This is a genomic window from Demequina salsinemoris (assembly GCF_000974805.1).
In the GTDB taxonomy this organism is placed as follows: domain Bacteria; phylum Actinomycetota; class Actinomycetes; order Actinomycetales; family Demequinaceae; genus Demequina; species Demequina salsinemoris.
Genome location: NZ_BBQZ01000001.1, coordinates 409873 through 427679, shown reverse-complemented (window position 1 = coordinate 427679; position 17807 = coordinate 409873). Strand labels below are relative to the sequence as shown.

Annotated in this window: 14 protein-coding genes; 4 read left to right on the top strand and 10 right to left on the bottom strand. The window is 70.2% G+C overall.

Going from position 1 to position 17807, the window contains the following annotated elements:
• Positions 1-40: 40 nt before the first annotated feature.
• The 6 genes from AOP78_RS02005 to AOP78_RS14950 form a co-directional block, all read right to left on the bottom strand.
• Entirely contained in the window at positions 41-994 is a 954-nt protein-coding gene (locus tag AOP78_RS02005) for an L-lactate dehydrogenase (RefSeq protein ID WP_062200836.1), read from the bottom strand.
• Positions 995-1079: 85 nt separating this feature from the next.
• Positions 1080-3443: a DNA helicase PcrA gene (gene pcrA, locus AOP78_RS02000; RefSeq protein ID WP_062200834.1), complete on the bottom strand. Its 2364-nt coding sequence runs from the start codon at positions 3441-3443 to the stop codon at positions 1080-1082.
• A gap of 54 nt (positions 3444-3497) precedes the next feature.
• Positions 3498-4694, bottom strand: coding sequence for a GGDEF domain-containing protein (locus AOP78_RS01995; RefSeq protein WP_083979695.1), 1197 nt, complete (start codon positions 4692-4694; stop codon positions 3498-3500).
• A gap of 119 nt (positions 4695-4813) precedes the next feature.
• Complete coding sequence (locus AOP78_RS01990) at positions 4814-5941, bottom strand: GGDEF domain-containing protein (RefSeq protein ID WP_062200829.1); 1128 nt, start codon at positions 5939-5941, stop codon at positions 4814-4816.
• A 153-nt stretch (positions 5942-6094) separates the two neighbouring features.
• Positions 6095-6757: a response regulator gene (locus AOP78_RS01985; protein ID WP_062200827.1), complete on the bottom strand. Its 663-nt coding sequence runs from the start codon at positions 6755-6757 to the stop codon at positions 6095-6097.
• Positions 6757-7767, bottom strand: a complete 1011-nt coding sequence (locus AOP78_RS14950) for a sensor histidine kinase (RefSeq protein WP_062200826.1) — start codon at positions 7765-7767, stop codon at positions 6757-6759. The genes AOP78_RS01985 and AOP78_RS14950 overlap by 1 nt, the downstream gene beginning before the upstream one ends.
• 169 nt (positions 7768-7936) lie before the next feature.
• Between AOP78_RS14950 and AOP78_RS01975 the strand changes: the two genes are divergently transcribed.
• Entirely contained in the window at positions 7937-9607 is a 1671-nt protein-coding gene (locus AOP78_RS01975) for a PspC domain-containing protein (protein WP_062200825.1), read from the top strand.
• 5 nt (positions 9608-9612) lie between these two features.
• Complete coding sequence (locus AOP78_RS01970; RefSeq protein WP_062200824.1) at positions 9613-9888, top strand: hypothetical protein; 276 nt, start codon at positions 9613-9615, stop codon at positions 9886-9888.
• A gap of 59 nt (positions 9889-9947) precedes the next feature.
• Here the strand turns inward: AOP78_RS01970 and guaA are convergent, their stop codons facing one another.
• The 4 genes from guaA to AOP78_RS01950 all read right to left on the bottom strand — a co-directional run bounded on the left by guaA (position 9948) and on the right by AOP78_RS01950 (position 14079).
• Positions 9948-11528, bottom strand: coding sequence for a glutamine-hydrolyzing GMP synthase (gene guaA / locus AOP78_RS01965; RefSeq protein WP_062200823.1), 1581 nt, complete (start codon positions 11526-11528; stop codon positions 9948-9950).
• On the bottom strand, positions 11525-11893 hold the full coding sequence (locus tag AOP78_RS01960) for a DUF3817 domain-containing protein (RefSeq protein WP_236685260.1): 369 nt from the start codon (positions 11891-11893) through the stop codon (positions 11525-11527). Before AOP78_RS01960 ends, guaA begins: the two co-directional genes overlap by 4 nt.
• Positions 11890-12657, bottom strand: a complete 768-nt coding sequence (locus AOP78_RS01955) for an SURF1 family protein (RefSeq protein WP_062200821.1) — start codon at positions 12655-12657, stop codon at positions 11890-11892. The genes AOP78_RS01960 and AOP78_RS01955 overlap by 4 nt, the downstream gene beginning before the upstream one ends.
• A gap of 186 nt (positions 12658-12843) precedes the next feature.
• The gene (locus tag AOP78_RS01950; protein ID WP_152659363.1) at positions 12844-14079 is read right to left on the bottom strand and encodes a GGDEF domain-containing protein; all 1236 of its coding nucleotides are present in this window, start codon (positions 14077-14079) and stop codon (positions 12844-12846) included.
• A gap of 224 nt (positions 14080-14303) precedes the next feature.
• Here AOP78_RS01950 and pta point away from each other — a divergent pair, with 224 nt between their 5' ends.
• Together pta and AOP78_RS01940 are read left to right on the top strand one after the other, a co-directional pair.
• Entirely contained in the window at positions 14304-16373 is a 2070-nt protein-coding gene (gene pta / locus AOP78_RS01945) for a phosphate acetyltransferase (RefSeq protein WP_201774738.1), read from the top strand.
• Between the two features lie 8 nt (positions 16374-16381).
• The gene (locus AOP78_RS01940) at positions 16382-17518 is read left to right on the top strand and encodes an acetate/propionate family kinase (RefSeq protein WP_236685259.1); all 1137 of its coding nucleotides are present in this window, start codon (positions 16382-16384) and stop codon (positions 17516-17518) included.
• Positions 17519-17807 lie beyond the last annotated feature (289 nt).

The window sequence follows — 17807 nt, the reverse complement described above, 5'->3', positions numbered from 1 at the left end:
GCCCCGGGGATCGATCCCCGGGGCCCCGCCGTCGGTCACGTCAGGCGACGCCGAACTTCTCCGCCGTCTCACGGATCGAGCGGGCCGAGGCCTCGAGGCCGGCGCGCTCCTCGTCGTTCATGGGCACCGAGGCGTGGTGCTCGATGCCGTGACGGCCGATCACGGCCGGGAGGGACATGCAGACCTCGCCGACTCCGGGGTAGTCGATGAGCGTCGACACGGGCATGATGCGGCGCTGGTCGCCGAGGACCGCCTCGACGATGCGCGCGCCCGCGGCGCCGACGGCGTAGTTCGTCGCGCCCTTGCCCTCGATGATCGTGTACGCGGAGCGCATGACGTCGTGGTGGATCTGCTCGCGGACCTCGGGGGTCATGACGATCTCGCCGTCGCGGCCGCGCCACTCGGTGAGCAGCTGCCCGCCGATGGTCGCCGAGGACCACAGGGCGACCTCGGAGTCTCCGTGCTCACCCGCGATGTACCCGTGGACGTTGCCGACCGCGATGTCGCACTTCGCGGCGATCTGGTGGCGCAGGCGCGAGGTGTCGAGCGCCGTCCCGGAGCCGAACATCTGGGCGGGGTCCATGCCGGACTTCTTGATCGCGGCGTAGGTGACGACGTCGACGGGGTTCGTCACGAGGATGTAGATGGCGTCGGGCGCGACCTTGAGCAGCGGCGGCAGGACCTTGTCCATGAGGGAGATGGTCGCGCCTGCGAGCTCCATGCGGGACTGGCCCGGCTGCTGCTTCGCACCGGCCGTGATGACCACGACGTCCGAGTCGCGCACGACCTCCACATCGTCCGAGCCGAGCACCGTCGCCTCGGGCATGAACTGGATGCCCTGAGCGAGGTCCAGCGCCTCCGCCTCGACCTTCGCCTTGTTGATGTCGTACAGGGCGACGGTGCGCGCGAAACCTCGCATCAGGCCTGCATAGGCGAGGGTTGAGCCCACCGCACCGGCACCGATGATCGAGACCTTGGACGTCTTGGATTCCATCATTCCTCCGCAGGTTCGGGGTCCGGGACGAGCCTACTCGGAATGCGGGTCCAAGGTCCCGCCGGGGACACGTCGCCGAGGCGCGCTACAGCTTCTCGAGGTTGTTGAAGCGCAGCACGAGGCGCTTGACGTCGGAGCCGAAGTCCACCTTCGCGACAGCGTTGCGGCCCGAGCCCTCGGTGCCGACGACCTTGCCCATGCCGAACTTGTCGTGCAGCACGCGGTCGCCGACCTCGAAGCCCGTGTCGCCGCCGCCCGAGCCGGGCGGGCTCGGGGGCACGCGCCGCGTCGACACTGCGCCGGCACGCGAGTACGCGTTGCCGTCGCCGCGGTCCTGGTTGCCGCCGTAGCCCATGCCGGACCACGAGCCCGAGCGCGAGGAGCCGCGGTCGGAGCGCGCCCTGAGCGCCGCCATCGACGCCTTGGACTTCTTCCATTCCATGAGCTCGGCGGGGATCTCCTCGACGAAGCGCGAGGCGCCGAAGTACTGCGGGGCGCCCCAGCTCGAGCGCACCTCAGCGCGCGTGAGGTAGAGTCGCTCGCGGGCGCGGGTGAGACCGACGTACGCGAGGCGCCGCTCCTCCTCCATGTCCTTCGGAGCGCCAGACTCGATGGACCGCATGTGCGGGAACGTGCCGTCCTCCATGCCCGTGAGGAACACGACGGGGAACTCGAGGCCCTTCGCGGTGTGCAGCGTCATGAGCGTGACCACGCCACCCGTGCCCTCGGCGTCGGGAAGCTGGTCCGCGTCCGCGACCAGGGCGACCTTCTCGAGGAAGTCCGCGAGCGTGCCCTCGGGGTTCTCCTCCGAGAACTCACGTCCCACGGCGACGAGCTCCATGATGTTCTCGATCCGAGTCTCGTCCTGCGGGTCGTCCGAGGATCGCAGGGACGACAGCATCCCGGACCGGTCGGCGATCGCGTCTAGGACGCCCGCGGGACCGTTGTCCACGGCGAGCGAGCGCAGGTCGTCCATGAGGGCGACGAAGTCCTGGATCGAGCGCAGCGAGCGGGTCGCGAGCCCGGCCTCGTCGGCCCTGCGCAGCGCGGCGCCGAAGGAGATCGGCGCCACCGCGTTCGCGCGCTGGATCGTCGCGACCGAGTCCACGGCGGCATCGCCGATGCCGCGCTTGGGGGTGTTGACGATGCGCCGCGTCGCCACGTCGTCGTCCTCGTTCACGACCGCCGCCAGGTAGGCGAGCATGTCCTTGATCTCCTTACGCTCGTAGAAGCGCGTGCCGCCGATCACCTTGTACGGGATGTCGGCGCGCATGAAGCGCTCCTCGAGCGCGCGGGACTGCGCGTTCGCGCGGTACATGATCGCGACGTCCGACGGGTTGACGTCGTCCTCGCGCATGAGCCGCTTGATCTCGTCGGCGACGAACTGGGCCTCGTCCTGCTCGGAGTCGCCCGAGAACCCCATGATCCGCGCGCCGGCGCCCGCGTCGGTCCAGAGGTTCTTGGGGCGTCGCCCCTCGTTGTTCGCGATCACCGCGTTCGCGGCGGACAGGATGGTCTGGGTCGAGCGGTAGTTCTGCTCGAGGTGGACGATGTGCGCCTGTGGGTAGTCCTTCTCGAACTCCAGGATGTTGCGGATGGTCGCGCCACGGAACGCGTAGATGGACTGGTCGGCGTCACCCACGACGGTGAGCTCGCCGGACGCGCCGACGAGCTCGCGCACGAGCACGTACTGCGCGTGGTTGGTGTCCTGGTACTCGTCGACGAGCACGTGCCGGAAGCGCGCGCGGTACTCGCCGCAGATCTCGGGGTGGTCCTGCATGAGGTGGACGGTGCGCACGATGATGTCGTCGAAGTCCACGGCGTGCGCCGCGGCGAGGCGGCGCTGGTACGGACCGTACGCCGTCGCGGCCGCGTGGTCGATGCTGAAGCGGCTCTTGCCCTCGTTGGCCGCGAGCGCCTGCTCGGGCGAGATCAGCTCGTCCTTGAACGTGCCGATGCGGCCCAGGATCGCCTTCGGCGTGAACTTCTTGGGGTCGAGGTTCAGCTCCTTCATGACGAGCTTCATGAGGTTCACGGAGTCCGCGGTGTCGTAGATCGAGAACGACGAGCGCAGGCCCGCGGCCTCGTGGTGAGCCCGGAGGATGCGCACGCACGCCGAGTGGAAGGTCGACACCCACATGTGACGTGCCTCGGGCCCGACCAGGGCGGCGACGCGCTCACGCATCTCCCCCGCGGCCTTGTTGGTGAACGTGATCGCGAGGATCTCGTGGGGACGAGCGCGACCCGACTCGAGCAGATGCGCGATGCGGTGCGTCAGCACGCGCGTCTTGCCGGATCCCGCGCCCGCGATGATGAGCAGGGCGTGCCCCTCGTGCAGGACGGCCTCGGCCTGCGGAGGGTTGAGCCCCTCGACGAGCGCCGAGGGGGCGGGCTGGGCGGGTGCCGCGGTCGAGTCGGCGGGGTCCGTGAGATCGAAGAGCGCATCCATGACCGGGCCAGTCTAGGTGCAGCCCCTGACGTCCGAGGCCGCGTCGGCGCCGCTTCAGCGGGGGCTGTCGGCGGGGTTGGTGGCCGGCTCGACGGATGCGTAGTCGTCGACCAGGACGACGCGGTCGCGTCCTGCCTGCTTGGCTTGGTAGAGCGCATGATCGGCCGCGGCGAAGCAGTCGTCGGGGGTGCGGTCGGCGCGACCGTGCGCCGCGCCGATCGAGACCGTCAGGGTCGTCGCCTCCCCCTGGCAGTCGACGGCTGTCGCGGCGACCTGGCGCCTCACGCGCTCAAGCACGGTCGCGACCTCGCCTGTGAGGACGCGCGGGATCACGACGACGAACTCGTCGCCGCCCCAGCGGGACACGATGTCCTCCTCGCGGAACGAGTCGGCGAGGACGTCCGCCACGAGCCTGATCGCGTGGTCGCCGCGCTCATGGCCGAAGGAGTCGTTGATGTCCTTGAAGTTGTCGAGGTCCAGGACCGCGATCGCGTACGTCGCGCGCCCCTCGTCGGCCAGTCGCTCCAGCTGGTCGTGCACCGGACGGCGGTTCACGAGCCCGGTGAGCGGGTCCGTCGCGGCCTGGAGCTCGCCGAACCTTGCCACGCCTTCGAGGATGCGCCGCGTCGCCGCGAAGCGGAGCTGGAGCACCATCACGGCGATCATGCCCATGGACACGGTGAGCAGGTTGTTGACGAAGGACGCGAACTCGAGCCTGCCGGCGTCGACGCCGAGTGATTCGGGGTCCCCCACCGGGATGATCTGCAGCGCGACGAAGGTGCCGGAGATCAGGAGCATGTAGCCGATCTTCACGTAGAGCGGCTCGTCGAAGAGGAGCACGAACAGCGCGAGGCCGACGCCGAGCAGCGGAAGATCGAAGGACGCCTCCTTGGAGAACGCCAGGGTGAGCACGACGGGCAGCGACACGTTCACCAGCAGGACGACGCTGCCGGCGAGGACCAGGGGCGCGAGATAGCTGAGGACGAAGGCGGCGGCAAGGATGCCCGCGGCGATCAGCGCGGCCACGGTGAACTCGGGCAGGTCGTTGCGCATCGACATGGCGAGGACCCCCGTCACCATGAGGATCGAGTAGACGATGTAGCCCCGGGCGAACAGCACGGTCCGCTCGCGCTCCAGCCGCGCCGCGGCCCGCGCCTGGGCGGGCGACAGCGCCACGGGCGCGTCACGGCGACCGTGGCGGCGGTCCAGGACTCCCCAGGACCGCAGCTCGGCGAGGGCACAACGATGCATCCCTCCACGGTATTGCCAGGGATGCCGCCGCGAACAAGGGCGTGACGAGCGTCACGCCCGGGTTGCCCCCGATGTCCATTACCAATAGTGATATTTGGCGGCTCGGTGCGCGAGAGCGCTCAGGCGCGAGCGTCCTCGCGCTCAGGCTCGTCGAGGACGACGACCCTGTCCCGGCCCGCCTCCTTCGCCCGATACAGGGCGCGATCCGCGGCAGCGATCACGTCGTCGGGGTCGCCGCCCGCGACCCCCATCGCCGCGCCCACGGAGACCGTCACCGTCAAGGACCTCCCCTCGCACTCGAGCGGAGCCGATCGCACGGCCTCGCGAAGACGCTCGAGCAGCGACAGCAGGTCCTCCCGACTCACTCCAGCAAGCGCCACGAGGAACTCGTCCCCGCCCCAGCGGCTGACGAGGTCACCCTCCCGGAAATGCTTCCGCATCGTCTCCGCGACCGCCTGGATCATGCGGTCGCCGACCTCATGACCGTAGGCGTCGTTGACGGTCTTGAACTCGTCGACGTCGACCACCGCCACGGCGTAGCCTCCCGCGCGGGCGCCCGCGAGCTCCTCGAGCCGCTCGATCATCGGCCTCCTGTTGTACAGGCCCGTGAGCTCGTCCGTCGAGGCACGCAGCTCGGCGTAGCGCGCGACGCCCTCGAGGATGCCCCTGCTGGACACGAAGCGGTACTGCATCAGGGCGACATCGATCCCGATGTGCGCGGCCATCGCGACCCGGATCACGGCCTCCACGTCCCGGTTCAGCTCGCTGTCGAGCGGCACGAGCCCGCTGCCAGGCGCGACGAGGAACTCGACGTAGAGGAACGCCGCGAGGCCGAAGATCCCCATGGTCCAGCGCGCCCGGTCCTGGTCGTGCTCAAGGAAGACGAAGGCAGCGAACAGCAGCCCGATGATGAGCAGGTGCGCGTTCGCGTCGGCGAAGATCGTCACGGAGTAGACGACGATCGCCGTCGTGCCGACGAAGAAGACCGCCATCGCGGCGAACCGACGCAGACCACGGATCGCGGCGATGAGCAGGCCCAAGTTGAGGGTGACCAGCACCCAGGTCCCCCGGTACAGCCAGCCGTATCCGGGGTCGCCCTCAAGCCCGGCGACGAACCACAGCATCCCGAGCGCCGCGAGAACATCTGCCGCGACGTACGAGATGACGACCTTGCCGAGGAAGCCGCGAACCTCGGCCTGCCGCTCGATCGCCTGGGCAGGGCTCAGCGGCGCTGGCGCGGGCCTCATGGCCGGCCGGCGCCGGTCGAGGATGCGCTGACGTATCAGAGTCCACCCCCTTCGCGCGGTGTGAGCGGGACGCGGTCGCGCCCGTCTCAGTCCTCATCATCGGCACGCGCCGCCCGTTCGGGGAGGAATCCGGCTGAGGCGTGCGTCACGCCGTCAGACGATGCGCCGCTGCGCCGCCCAGTGCGCGAGCTCGTGGCGGCTCGTCAGCTGGAGCTTGTGCAGCACCTTGCCCACATGCGTCTCGACCGTCTTGATCGAGATGAAGAGCTTCTCCCCGACCTCGCGATACGTGTATCCGCGGGCGATGAGGCGCATGACCTCCTGCTCGCGCGCGGTGAGCTTGTCGAGGTCCTCGTCGACCTGGGCGACCTCGCCGCCGGCGACGTTGAACGCGTCCAGCACGAAGCCCGCGAGGCGCGGCGAGAACACCGCGTCCCCGGACGCGACGCGACGCACCGCGTCGGACAGCTCAGGGCCCGAGATGGACTTGGTGACGTAGCCGCGGGCTCCCGCGCGCACGGTGGAGACGACGTCCTCCGCGGAGTCGGACACCGACAACGCGAGCACCCGAGGCGGTTCAGGGTCGGAGAGGATCTCGGCGAGCACGTCGAGCGCTCCCCCGCCCGTGCCGCCCGGCAGGTGCACGTCGAGGATCACCACCTGAGGCCGCGCGGCGCGCACGGCCGCGATCGCCGACTCGACGTCGCGCCCCTCGCCCACGACCTCGATGTCGTCCTCAAGGGACTCGCGCACCCCGACGCGGATCACGTCGTGATCGTCGACGATCACGACGGTGGTGGTCTCGCTGGCGTTCATCATTCCTCCTGTCGCGGAACGCTGATGGTGACCTCGGTGCGCCCCCCAGGGGACGATGCGATGGTCGCGTCTCCCCCATAGCGGCGAGCGCGGCCCACGATCGAGTTGCGGATCCCCGCGCGGTCCTCGGGGACCGCGGCCGGGTCGAAGCCAGGACCGGAGTCCCTCACGAACACCTCGTAGCGGTCCGCGGTGAGCTCCGCGTAGACGCTGATGGGCTCGCTGCCGTGCCGTGCGGCGTTCTGCACCGCCTCGCGGGCCGCCTTGACCGCGGCTCGGAGGGCCTGGCCGGTCGGGGCATCCCCCACGTGGACGACGTCGACCGTCACCCCGTGGGCATCCTCGACCTCGGACACCGCCTGCTGAAGCGCGGTCGCGACCGAGTCCTCCTCGCTGCGACGATCCTGGTAGAGATAGGCGCGCAGGTCCCGCTCCTGCGCGCGAGCGAGGCGCGACACCGCGTCGGGGTCGTTCGCCTTGGCGCGGATCAGGGTGAGCGTCTGCAGCACCGAGTCGTGCAGGTGCGCCGCGATCTCGGCCCGTTCGAACTCGCGCACGCGCCGCTCGCGCTCGACCCCGACCTGACGGATGAGCCGGAGCCACCACGGGGCGAGCACGAGGGCGAGCGCGACGACGATCACGACCGGCATGACGACCGCGCGGATCACCGGATCGTCGGAGAACTCCCACTGCGCGAACCACACGAGCGTCACGACCGCGAGCACCAGGCCCAGCACCACGCGCGCCCACGCATCCCTGGAGAACAGCGCCACCACATCGGGCCTGCGCGCATCCGACTGGACGGCGCTCTCGAGCGGGCTCCACACGAGCACGAGCGAGGCCGCGAACAGGAACCCGGGGACCATCCAGGGGGCGATGCCCTCGAGCCCCCACCGATGCGCGAGCAGGGTGAGCGACATCGCGAGCAGCAGGCCGCCGAGCGTCGCCAGCCACCACCGCGACTGCGGCGCGCGGCGACGCAGCGGGGTCGTGAGTCGCGCGTCGGTCACGCTCCCATCGTGGCAGAGCCCTCCCAGGCGCGTCGTCCCTCTCGCGACGGACCCCTCCCGCCCCGGGACGCAGCCGACATCAGGGTCGCTATCAGGGGGATACCCAATAGCGGCCGATGCGGCACCGGCGGGACGATGGATCCAGACACACGACCATGAGGGAGTCATCATGAGCCAGCAGGGAGAGCAGCCGGTACGCGAGGCCGCGTTCTTCACGACCATCCGGTCGTGGGGGCTCACGCGCGGCGACCACGGGATCGTCGGGGGAGTCATCGACGGGCTCGGCGAGCGCGTCGGGCTCGCTCGGGTCCCTGCCCGCCTGATCTTCGTCGTCATCGCGCTGGTCACCGCGGGCTTCGGGCTGCTCGCATACGCCGCCGGCTGGGGGCTGCTGCCCGACCGCCACGGGAACATCATCATCCAGAACTTCGGGCGCGGCGTCACGAACGTCGGAGCGCTGCTCGGCATCGCGGTGCTCACGGTCCTCGGCCTCGGCGGGATCCCCGACGGCCTCAAGCGGCTGACGCCGTGGAGCTGGACCGGCGGGTGGCCGTGGAACGGCGGCTGGAGCTTCGGCGACACGCTCGGCCTCGTGTGGTGGTTCGTCATCGTCGGAGGCCTGACCTGGCTCGTGATCTACCTGATCCAGCGCGGACGCAACGGGACGCTCAGCCCCCAGCCGCACCCCGGCCCCGTGCCCGGCGGTGACGCGACAGGAGCCTCGGGCGCCACGCCCGGAGCGGAGCAGCCCGCGCCCGTGTACGCAGCCCTTCCGGGCGAGGCCGGACCGGCGACCGCGGGATGGGAGGACGCCGCCCGGGCGAGCGCCCATGCCGCAGGCGCGCAGGCGGCATCGGAGGCGCAGCGCCAGGCATGGGACGCCCAGCGGCAGGCGCAGCAGGCCGCATGGCAGGCGCAGCACGAGGCCCACCGGCAGGCCGCCGACGCTCAGCGTCAGGCGCACGTCGCCGCGGTCGAGGCGAGGCGTCGCGCCCGGATCCCCGGCCCCGGCTCCGCGGGGTACCTGACCGCGCTCGCGTGGCTCATCCTCTCGGGCGTCGGACTGTGGATCGCGGAGCGGAACGATCTGCTCGCCGTGCACCCGTTCGTCGCCTGGCCCGTGGCCGTGCTGATCGGCTGGGGCGCGATCCTCGTCGTCATCAGCCTGATGGGTCGCCGGCTCGGCTTCCTCGGGGTGCTGACGGTGCTCGGGATCCTGCCCGTGCTGATCATCGGCTCCGCGTCCACGCAGTTCCGCGACAACTGGGACGACGGCGGAGGAATCCTCCCGCACTGGGGCTTCGAGGACGATGCGCAGGTCGAGAGCGAGATCAAGGCCGCGATCGAGGGCTGGGTCCAGGACAACATCGACCCCGACTTCGACATCGACGAGGCCGAGCACGGAGGTCAGGACACGACCGCATCGTCCGTGGCCACCGCCACGCCCGAGGCGGACGCGACGATCGCCCCGCTCGCGTCCTTCGCCGACTACAGCGACGTGCTCCTGCGCGGCGACTGCTACGACGCGACGGCCCTCGCGATGGAGAACGAGGGCAGCACCGAGCAGATCGCGCTGAGCGAGCTCGCCGCGGACCGCACGCTGACGCTCTCCGCCGAGAACACGCTCATCACGGTCCCCACGGGAACGCCGCTGGAGGTCGTCGCCGAGGGCGACGCTCAGGTGGACGTCGAATGGGCCTCGAGACAGCTCTGGTGCTCGGTCGCCGGCGAGGACACTGCGCTCGTCTCCCTCACGGCCGCCGAGGACGCCCCGACGCTGACGCTCGTGATCTCCGACGACGCCGTCACCACCGTCACCATCAACGAGATCGAGGAGTGAGACCGATGGACACCTTCGCCCGCCCCCGCCGCACCCCGGCCCAGCGTCTCGGCTGGGCCACCGTCGGCGCCGCCAGCTCCGCCGTGGGAGTGATGGTCGCGTACCGGCTGTCCGGCTACGAGATCGACCTCGAGCTCATCGCGATCGTGGCGCTCGGCGCGCTCGGCGTGTGGTTCCTCATCACGGCGGCCGTCGCGGGCCGACGCGAGCGCGCCACCCACCGCGTCGCGACCGCTCCGCTCGAGGACACCGCGCCCTACGCGGGCTCCCCCGACGCCTGACGCCTCCCCGTGCATGCAGAAGGGGCGCCGTCCCACGGACGGCGCCCCTTCTCATGCGGCTACTCCCACTCGATGGTGCCCGGCGGCTTGCTCGTGACGTCGAGCGTCACGCGGTTGACCTCGGCCACCTCGTTGGTGATGCGGTTGGAGATGTGCGCGAGCACGTCGTACGGCAGGCGCGACCAGTCGGCGGTCATCGCGTCCTCCGAGGACACGGGGCGCAGGACGATCGGGTGGCCGTAGGTGCGGCCGTCGCCCTGGACTCCGACCGAGCGGACGTCCGCGAGCAGCACCACGGGGCACTGCCAGATCTCGTTGTCCAGCCCGGCCTTGGTGAGCTCCTCGCGGGCGATCGCGTCGGCTGCGCGGAGAATCTCAAGGCGCTCCCACGTGACCTCGCCGATGATGCGGATGCCGAGGCCCGGCCCGGGGAAGGGCTGGCGGCCGACGATCTCCTCGGGGATGCCGAGCTCGCGGCCCACCGCGCGGACCTCGTCCTTGAACAGCGTGCGCAACGGCTCGACGAGCGAGAACTGCAGGTCGTCGGGCAGGCCGCCCACGTTGTGGTGGCTCTTGATGTTCGCCGCGCCCTCGCCGCCGCCGGACTCGACGACGTCCGGGTACAGCGTGCCCTGGACCAGGAACTCGACCTCGGCGCCGTGCTCGCCGGCCTCCTCGACCACCTGGCGCGCGGAGTCCTCGAACACGCGGATGAACTCGCGGCCGATGATCTTGCGCTTGGTCTCGGGGTCGGACACGCCAGCGAGGGCGCTCAGGAAGCGCTCCTTCTCGTCGCGGATGATGAGGCGCACGCCGGTCGACGCGACGAAGTCCTTCTCGATCTGCTCGACCTCGCCAGCACGCATCAGGCCGTGGTCGACGTGGATGCACGTGAGCTGGTCGCCGACGGCCTTCTGCACGATCGCGGCGGCGACCGCCGAGTCCACGCCGCCCGACAGCGCGCAGATGACGCGCTTGTCGCCCACCTGCTCGCGGATCAGCGCGACCTGCTCGTCGATCACGTTGGCGCTGGTCCAGTCCGGGGTCAGGCCCGCGACGCGGTACAGGAAGTTCTCGATCGCGGCCTGGCCGAGCGGCGAGTGCTTGACCTCGGGGTGCCACTGGACGCCGCACAGCTGGGCGTCGACATTCTCGAAGGCGGCGACGGGCGCGCCCTCGGTGGTCGCGAGCACCGTGAAGCCCTCGGGCGCCTCGTGCACGGAGTCGCCGTGGCTCATCCAGACCTCCTGGGTCTGGGGGCTGCCCGACAGCGCCGAGCCGGCGTCCGCGACGTGCGCCTGCGTGCGGCCGTACTCGCGCAGGCCCGTCTTCGCGACCGTGCCGCCGAGCGCCTTGGCCATCACCTGGAAGCCGTAGCAGATGCCCATGACGGGCACGCCCGCCGCGAACAGGGCCGCCTCGTCGTCAAGGTGGGGGGCGCCGTCCTCGTACACGGACGACGGACCACCCGAGAGGATCACCGCGGCGGGGTCCTTCTCGAGCATCCGCGCCACCGGCATGGTGTGCGGCACGATCTCTGAGTACACGCTCGCCTCGCGGACCCGTCGCGCGATCAGCTGCGCGTACTGCGCGCCGAAGTCGACGACCAGGACCGGGCGGTGCTGGGTGGGGTTGCTCACGGCTTCACACTACCGGCGACCTCGCGGCTGATGCGGCGCTCGGCGAAGAACGACAGGAGCGGGACGATGCCTCCTGCGGCCATGTAGATCAGCCGTCCGAGGCCCCACCTCATCCGCATCCACAGCATGATGACCGTCACCAGGTAGACGATGAACACCCACCCGTGGACGATCGCGACTGCCGAGAAGAAGGTGTCGATCGGGCCATCGGTGACACCGAACGCGTAGCGGATCAGCCCGAGGAAGACCGTGAGCAGCAGCGTGCCCGTGATGATCGCCATCACCCGATAGCGCTTGAGGTCTCGTGCGAGCCTGGCGTCCAGGCCCACCCCCGCATCGTCCATGGGCGCGGGCTGCTCAGTCACTGGTCCTCCTGGGCTCCGGGGTCCGCGTCCTCGCCCTCCGCGGGACGCACCCGCCCATTGTCACGCATCCAGCGCACGGCGACGAACGCCGCGAAGGCGCCGAAGATCCACCACTCGACCGCATAGGCGGCATTGCGGAAGTTGGTCTCGTGCGTCGGCGCGAGCGGCTCGAGCGGCTCCCAGCCCTCGGTGCCCTCGTACGAGACGAGGACCGCGGTGTAGAGCGGAGAAGGCCAGGCCTGTGCGAACGCCGACGTGGCGACGGATCCGATGGCGGTCGCGTCGACCTCGGACGCGACCGTCGCGGTCGCGGACGACTCGGCGGCTCGCAGATAGCCCTCGAGCTCCACCTCGCCGGCAGGGACGTCGACGGACGGCGTCGCGTCGGCGGCGGCCCAGCCGATCACGACGGCCAGCGTCGCGGGCTCTCCCGTGCCCGTCGAATCGGCGTCGACCGTGAGCGCACGCACGAGCAGCTGCGCGTCCTGTCCGTCGACCTCGCGGCCCGTGACGACGAAGGCCTCCGCATCGGCCCACTCGCCGACGACGGTGACCTGCCTGCCGATCTCGGCACCGGAGGTGTCTCCCGGCTGGACCACGTCAGCCAGAGGCACGGCGGGATCAGGGACGACCGTGCGCCCTGTCTCGTGCGCGCGCGTCCACTGCCACCAGCCCAGCGCGCCGGTCGCGGCGACGGCCACGAGCATGAGGGCGGTCGCGGACGTGAGCGCGCCCCACCGCAGGCGCCCGCGGGTGCCGCTCACACGCCGCCTCGCTTCGCCACGCGGTGGCTCCTCTCATTGTCCGGCCCGCCCGCCAGGCCTCGATGGCCTCGGCGAATGCCCCGAGCAGGGTATCGCGGGGCGAGGCCGCGACGAGCGGTCCCCGCTGGCGCGGGAAGCCCGCCCGCGAGGGCCGGTGCTGGGCTCCCGGTGACGACGTGCGCCCGGCTAGACCCCGGGTGACGACGTCTGACCGGCAGCCCCGTCCGCGGCCTCGAGCACTGCGCCCGTCACCTCGGCACTCGCCGTCGCCTCGGCCGGACCCCGCCTCCCCGCGCGCTCGCGAAGCGTCACGCCTCGGACGGTGTTGCGTCCACCGCGCTTCGCCTCGTACAGCTGTCCGTCGGCGCGGGCGATGGCGACGTCCACAGAACCGGGACGCTCGACCCGCACCGCGCCGATCGAGATCGTCACGTCCTCGGTCCGCCCACCCGCGCTGACCTGTCGGTTCGCCGCCTCACGCGCACGCTCGAGCATCGTCAGCGCCTCGGGGAGCTGCACCTGGATCATGACGATGAGGAACTCCTCGCCGCCCCAGCGCGCGATCGCGGCCGCATCCGGGAGGGCGCCCCGGATGCCGGCGGCGACGTCGCTCAGCACGGTGTCACCGACCTGGTGCCCGAGCCGGTCGTTGATCTGCTTGAAGTGATCGATGTCGGCGATCGCGAGGACGTAGTCACCCGTCACCTGAGCCGACTGGAGCTCGGGCTCGATGCCACGACGGTTGTACAGGCCCGTGAGCGAGTCCGTGACGGCGAGCAGATGGGCGTCCGCGAGCAGCTCGCCGTTCCGTCGGCGCTCGCGCTGCAGGTAGCTGTTGTTGAAGAAGCCCGTGGAGAACAGGAAGAACGCGACGTTCGCGAGGTTGAAGACCGCGATCGTCGCGATCCACCACGCGGGGACGTCGTAGCGGGGCTCGGCGAACGCGGGGACGGCCACGAGGACCGCGGCGACGACGAGCCCGATCAGCGAGAACAGCAGCCCCGATCTCCAACGGGTGGGCACGAACACGACGTAGACGAGCCCGCCGAGCAGCAGCAGCTGCAGCTCGAACAGCGAACTCGAGGAGAACACCACGGACAGATAGGTGAACTGGACGAGCGGGAGCCCGACGCCCAGGAGGTTCGCGGACGCGAGCCTCCCGCGGCCGTTGAGGAACACGGCGACGAACCAGCCGGCGATCATCGCCACGTGGGAGACGGCGGGCGAGAGGGTGTCCGGCCACGAGGCGATCGCGATCAGTACGGCGAGCGGCGCGTTCGTCAGGGTGGAGATGAGGAAGAAGTGGTTCGCGCCCTGGATCATGCGCACGTGACTGTCCGGAACCCGGTCGATCCCACTGTCGCTGAGGCGCGTGAACACGGCGTTCAAGCGGTGCATCGCGCGCGCGAACAAGCCTCTCACCCCTCAGCCCTCGGCCCCACGAGCGGGGCGCCGGCGCGCACGTGCGAGTCCGTGCGCTCTTGCGGCGAGTCTAGGGTCAGCGTCTGACAGGTGGCCAGCAAGAATTGGATTCCTCACACGCCCCCCGGATGGTTGACGTGTCAATTCGTGCGAATCGTATCTGAGCACGAAGTTTGTCCCCCGCAGCGTGAAAACGCTGCTGAACACGTGCCATGCTTGAAGTCGTGTCTAGATCCATCTACATCGCCTCGACAGAAGGCGACACTGGCAAGTCATCTATCGCTTTGGGCATCACCGCGATGCTCTCTCGCACCGTCGGCCGCGTCGGGATCTTCCGTCCCGTCGCCCGCGTCGCCGACGGATCCGACTATGTTCTCCAGCTCCTGCTCGGCCACGACGGCATCGACCAGACCTACGAGGAGTCCGTCGGCGTCACCTATGACGACGTCCACGTGAACCCCGAGGCCGCGCTCGGCACGATCGTCCAGCGCTATCACGAGATCGAGCGCAAGTGCGACGCCGTCGTGATCGTCGGCACCGACTACACCGACAAGTCCGCCGCAGCCGAGTTCGAGCTCAACGCGCGCATCGCCGCCAACCTGGGCGCCCCCGTCGCGCTCGTCGTGCGCGGCATGGATCGCACCCCCGCCGAGATCGCGCAGACGATCGACGGCGCCCGCAAGGAGATGGAGAACAACCACGCGCGCGTCGCCGCAGTGTTCGCCAACCGCTGCGATCCCGACGCTGTCAAGGAGATCGCGGCGCTCCTGCCGGAGGGCCTCGTCGGCGGCGCCCTGCCCGAGGAGCCGCTGCTCGTCGCGCCCGAGCTCGCCTCGCTCATCGAGGCCGTGAACGGCACCGTGATCTCCGGCTCGCCCGAGCTGATGTCGCGCGAGGTCTCGACCATCGTCGTCGGCGCGATGAGCCCCGAGCACCTGCTCGGCCGCCTCAAGGAGGGCGCTGTCGTGGTCACCCCCGGCGACCGCTCCGACGCCCTCCTCGCGATCCTCACCGCGCACGCCGCTGGAGGCTTCCCCGCCCTGTCGGGCGTGATCCTCAACGGCGGGTTCGAGCCCGCCGAGCCGATCCGCCGCCTCATCGACGGCCTCGGCTCGTCGCTGCCCGTCGCGACCACCGACCTCGGTACCTACGACACCGCGAGCACCTGCTGGAACACCCGCGGACGTCTCACCCGCGACTCCCAGCTCAAGGTCGACACCGCGCTCGAGATGTTCGAGTCCCACGTCGACACCGAGGCCCTCACCAGGCTGCTCGACGTCGCGAAGACGGACGTCGTCACGCCGCTCATGTTCGAGAACCAGCTGCTCGACCGCGCCCGCGGCTCGATGAAGCACATCGTCCTGCCCGAGGGGACCGACGACCGCATCCTGCGCGCCGCCTCGACCCTGCTGCGGCGCAACGTCGTCGAGCTGACGATCCTCGGCGACGAGGCCTCGATCCGCGCCCGCGGCGCCGAGCTCGGTCTCGACCTCGACAAGGCCCGGATCATCTCGCCTCAGGACGAGGCCTACGTGTCCCGCTACGCGGAGAAGTACTACGAGCTCCGCAAGCACAAGGGCGCCACGATGGACGTCGCGCGCGACCGCGTGCAGGACGTCAGCTACTTCGGCACGATGATGGTCCAGGAGGGCGACGCCGACGGCATGGTCTCCGGCGCCGCGCACACCACGGCCCACACCATCACGCCGTCGTTCCAGATCATCAAGACCGTGCCCGGCACGTCCGTCGTGTCGTCCGTGTTCCTGATGTGCCTGGCTGACCGCGTCCTCGTGTACGGCGACTGCGCCGTGAACCCGGACCCGACCGCGGCCGAGCTCGCGGACATCGCCATCTCGTCCGCCGCGACGGCCGAGCAGTTCGGCATCGAGCCGAAGATCGCGATGCTGTCCTACTCGACGGGCGAGTCCGGCAAGGGCTCCGACGTGGACAAGGTCCGCGAGGCCACCGCGATCGTCAAGGAGCGCCGCCCCGACCTGCCGGTCGAGGGCCCGATCCAGTACGACGCGGCGGTCGACCCGTCGGTCGGCGCCTCCAAGGCACCGGGCTCCCCCGTGGCCGGCCAGGCGACCGTGCTGGTCTTCCCCGACCTGAACACGGGTAACAATACGTACAAGGCAGTGCAGCGCTCCGCGGGCGCCGTGGCCATCGGCCCGGTGCTCCAGGGACTGCGCAAGCCCGTCAACGACCTCTCCAGGGGCACCCTGGTGCAGGACATCGTCAACACGGTGGCCCTCACGGCCATCCAGGCACAGCAGATCGACTCGGAAGGCTGAGAAGAACAGTGGCAGTGAACTACGAGGGGATCGCGCTGGTCCTCAACTGCGGATCCAGCTCGGTGAAGTACCAGGTGGTCGACACCACCAAGGAGGAGCCGCTGGCCTCCGGCATCGTCGAGCGCGTGACGGACCACGGGGTCGCGATCCACGAGATCATCGACGTGCTCGGCAAGCCCGACTCGGGCGTCGACCTGAAGGCGCTCAACGTCGTCGGCCACCGCATCGTCCAGGGAGGCGAGGAGTTCTCCGCGCCCACCATCATCGACGACGAGGTGGAGCGCGGCATCGCGAAGCTCTCCGTCCTCGCGCCGCTGCACAACCCGGGCCACGTGGCCGGCATCTCCGCCGCGCGTGCCCAGTTCCCGAACATCCCGCACGTCGCGGTGTTCGACACGGCGTTCCACACCACGCTGTCCGAGGCGGCGTACACCTACCCGCTGGATCTGCGCGTCGCCAAGGAGCACGGGATCCGCAAGTACGGCTTCCACGGCACCTCGCACGGCTATGTGTCGCGCGAGTGCGCCGCGGCCATGGGCAAGGACCCCAAGGACGTCAACGTCATCACGCTGCACCTCGGCAACGGCGCGTCCGCCGACGCCGTGCAGGGCGGCATCGCCGTCGACACGTCGATGGGCCTCACGCCGCTCGACGGCCTCATGATGGGCTCGCGCACGGGCACCATCGACCCGGCCGTCGTGTTCCACCTGCACCGCGCCGCCGGCATGTCGATCGACGAGATCGACACGCTGTTCAACAAGCAGTCCGGCCTGCTCGGCATGTGCGGCTACTCGGACCTTCGCGACGTCCACAAGGCGATCGACGAGGGCAGCCACGACGCGCGCCTCGCACTCGACGTGTACACCCGTCGCATCAAGGGCTTCGTGGGCCAGTACTACGCGCTGATGGGCTCGGTCGACGCGATCGTGTTCACGGCTGGTGTCGGTGAGAACGACGACATTGTCCGCCTCGAGTCGCTTCAGGGCCTCGAGAACCTGGGCATCAAGATCGACGCCGAGAAGAACGCGGGCCGCAAGAAGCAGGCCACGCTCGTCTCCGCCGACGACTCGAAGGTGCAGATCTGGGTCATCCCGACCAACGAGGAGCGCGAGATCGCGACGCAGTCGATCGCGGCCGTCTCCTAAGCACTCCTGCGGCCTGTCCGCTCGGCCGAAGGCCCGTCCCGCAAGGGGCGGGCCTTCGTCGTTCTTCCCCCGCCCCGAACGACAGTGAGCGCCCACCGGGGCGCAGTGCAGTCGAGATAGCGGCAATGAGCGCCCACCAGCGCGCGCTCTCGAGAGGTGCGTCTCCCAGTGGGCGCTGGTTGTCGTTTTCGGGCCCTCCGCGTCTCCCAGTGGGCGCTGGTTGTCGTTCTGGGGTCGGGATCGTGGCACCTGGGACCTCTCGCGCGCTCGGGTGCCGCACACAGGCATA

What these genes read in the sequence shown, in the direction of transcription:
- AOP78_RS01985 (WP_062200827.1), bottom strand. Translation starts at nt 6,757, where the DNA reads ATGAACGCCAGCGAGACCACCACCGTCGTGATCGTCGACGATCACGAC.
- AOP78_RS01975 (WP_062200825.1), top strand. Translation starts at nt 7,937, where the DNA reads ATGAGCCAGCAGGGAGAGCAGCCGGTACGCGAGGCCGCGTTCTTCACG.
- AOP78_RS01990 (WP_062200829.1), bottom strand. Translation starts at nt 5,941, where the DNA reads ATGAGGCCCGCGCCAGCGCCGCTGAGCCCTGCCCAGGCGATCGAGCGG.
- pcrA (WP_062200834.1), bottom strand. Translation starts at nt 3,443, where the DNA reads ATGGATGCGCTCTTCGATCTCACGGACCCCGCCGACTCGACCGCGGCA.
- AOP78_RS01970 (WP_062200824.1), top strand. Translation starts at nt 9,613, where the DNA reads ATGGACACCTTCGCCCGCCCCCGCCGCACCCCGGCCCAGCGTCTCGGC.
- AOP78_RS01995 (WP_083979695.1), bottom strand. Translation starts at nt 4,694, where the DNA reads ATGCATCGTTGTGCCCTCGCCGAGCTGCGGTCCTGGGGAGTCCTGGAC.
- AOP78_RS02005 (WP_062200836.1), bottom strand. Translation starts at nt 994, where the DNA reads ATGGAATCCAAGACGTCCAAGGTCTCGATCATCGGTGCCGGTGCGGTG.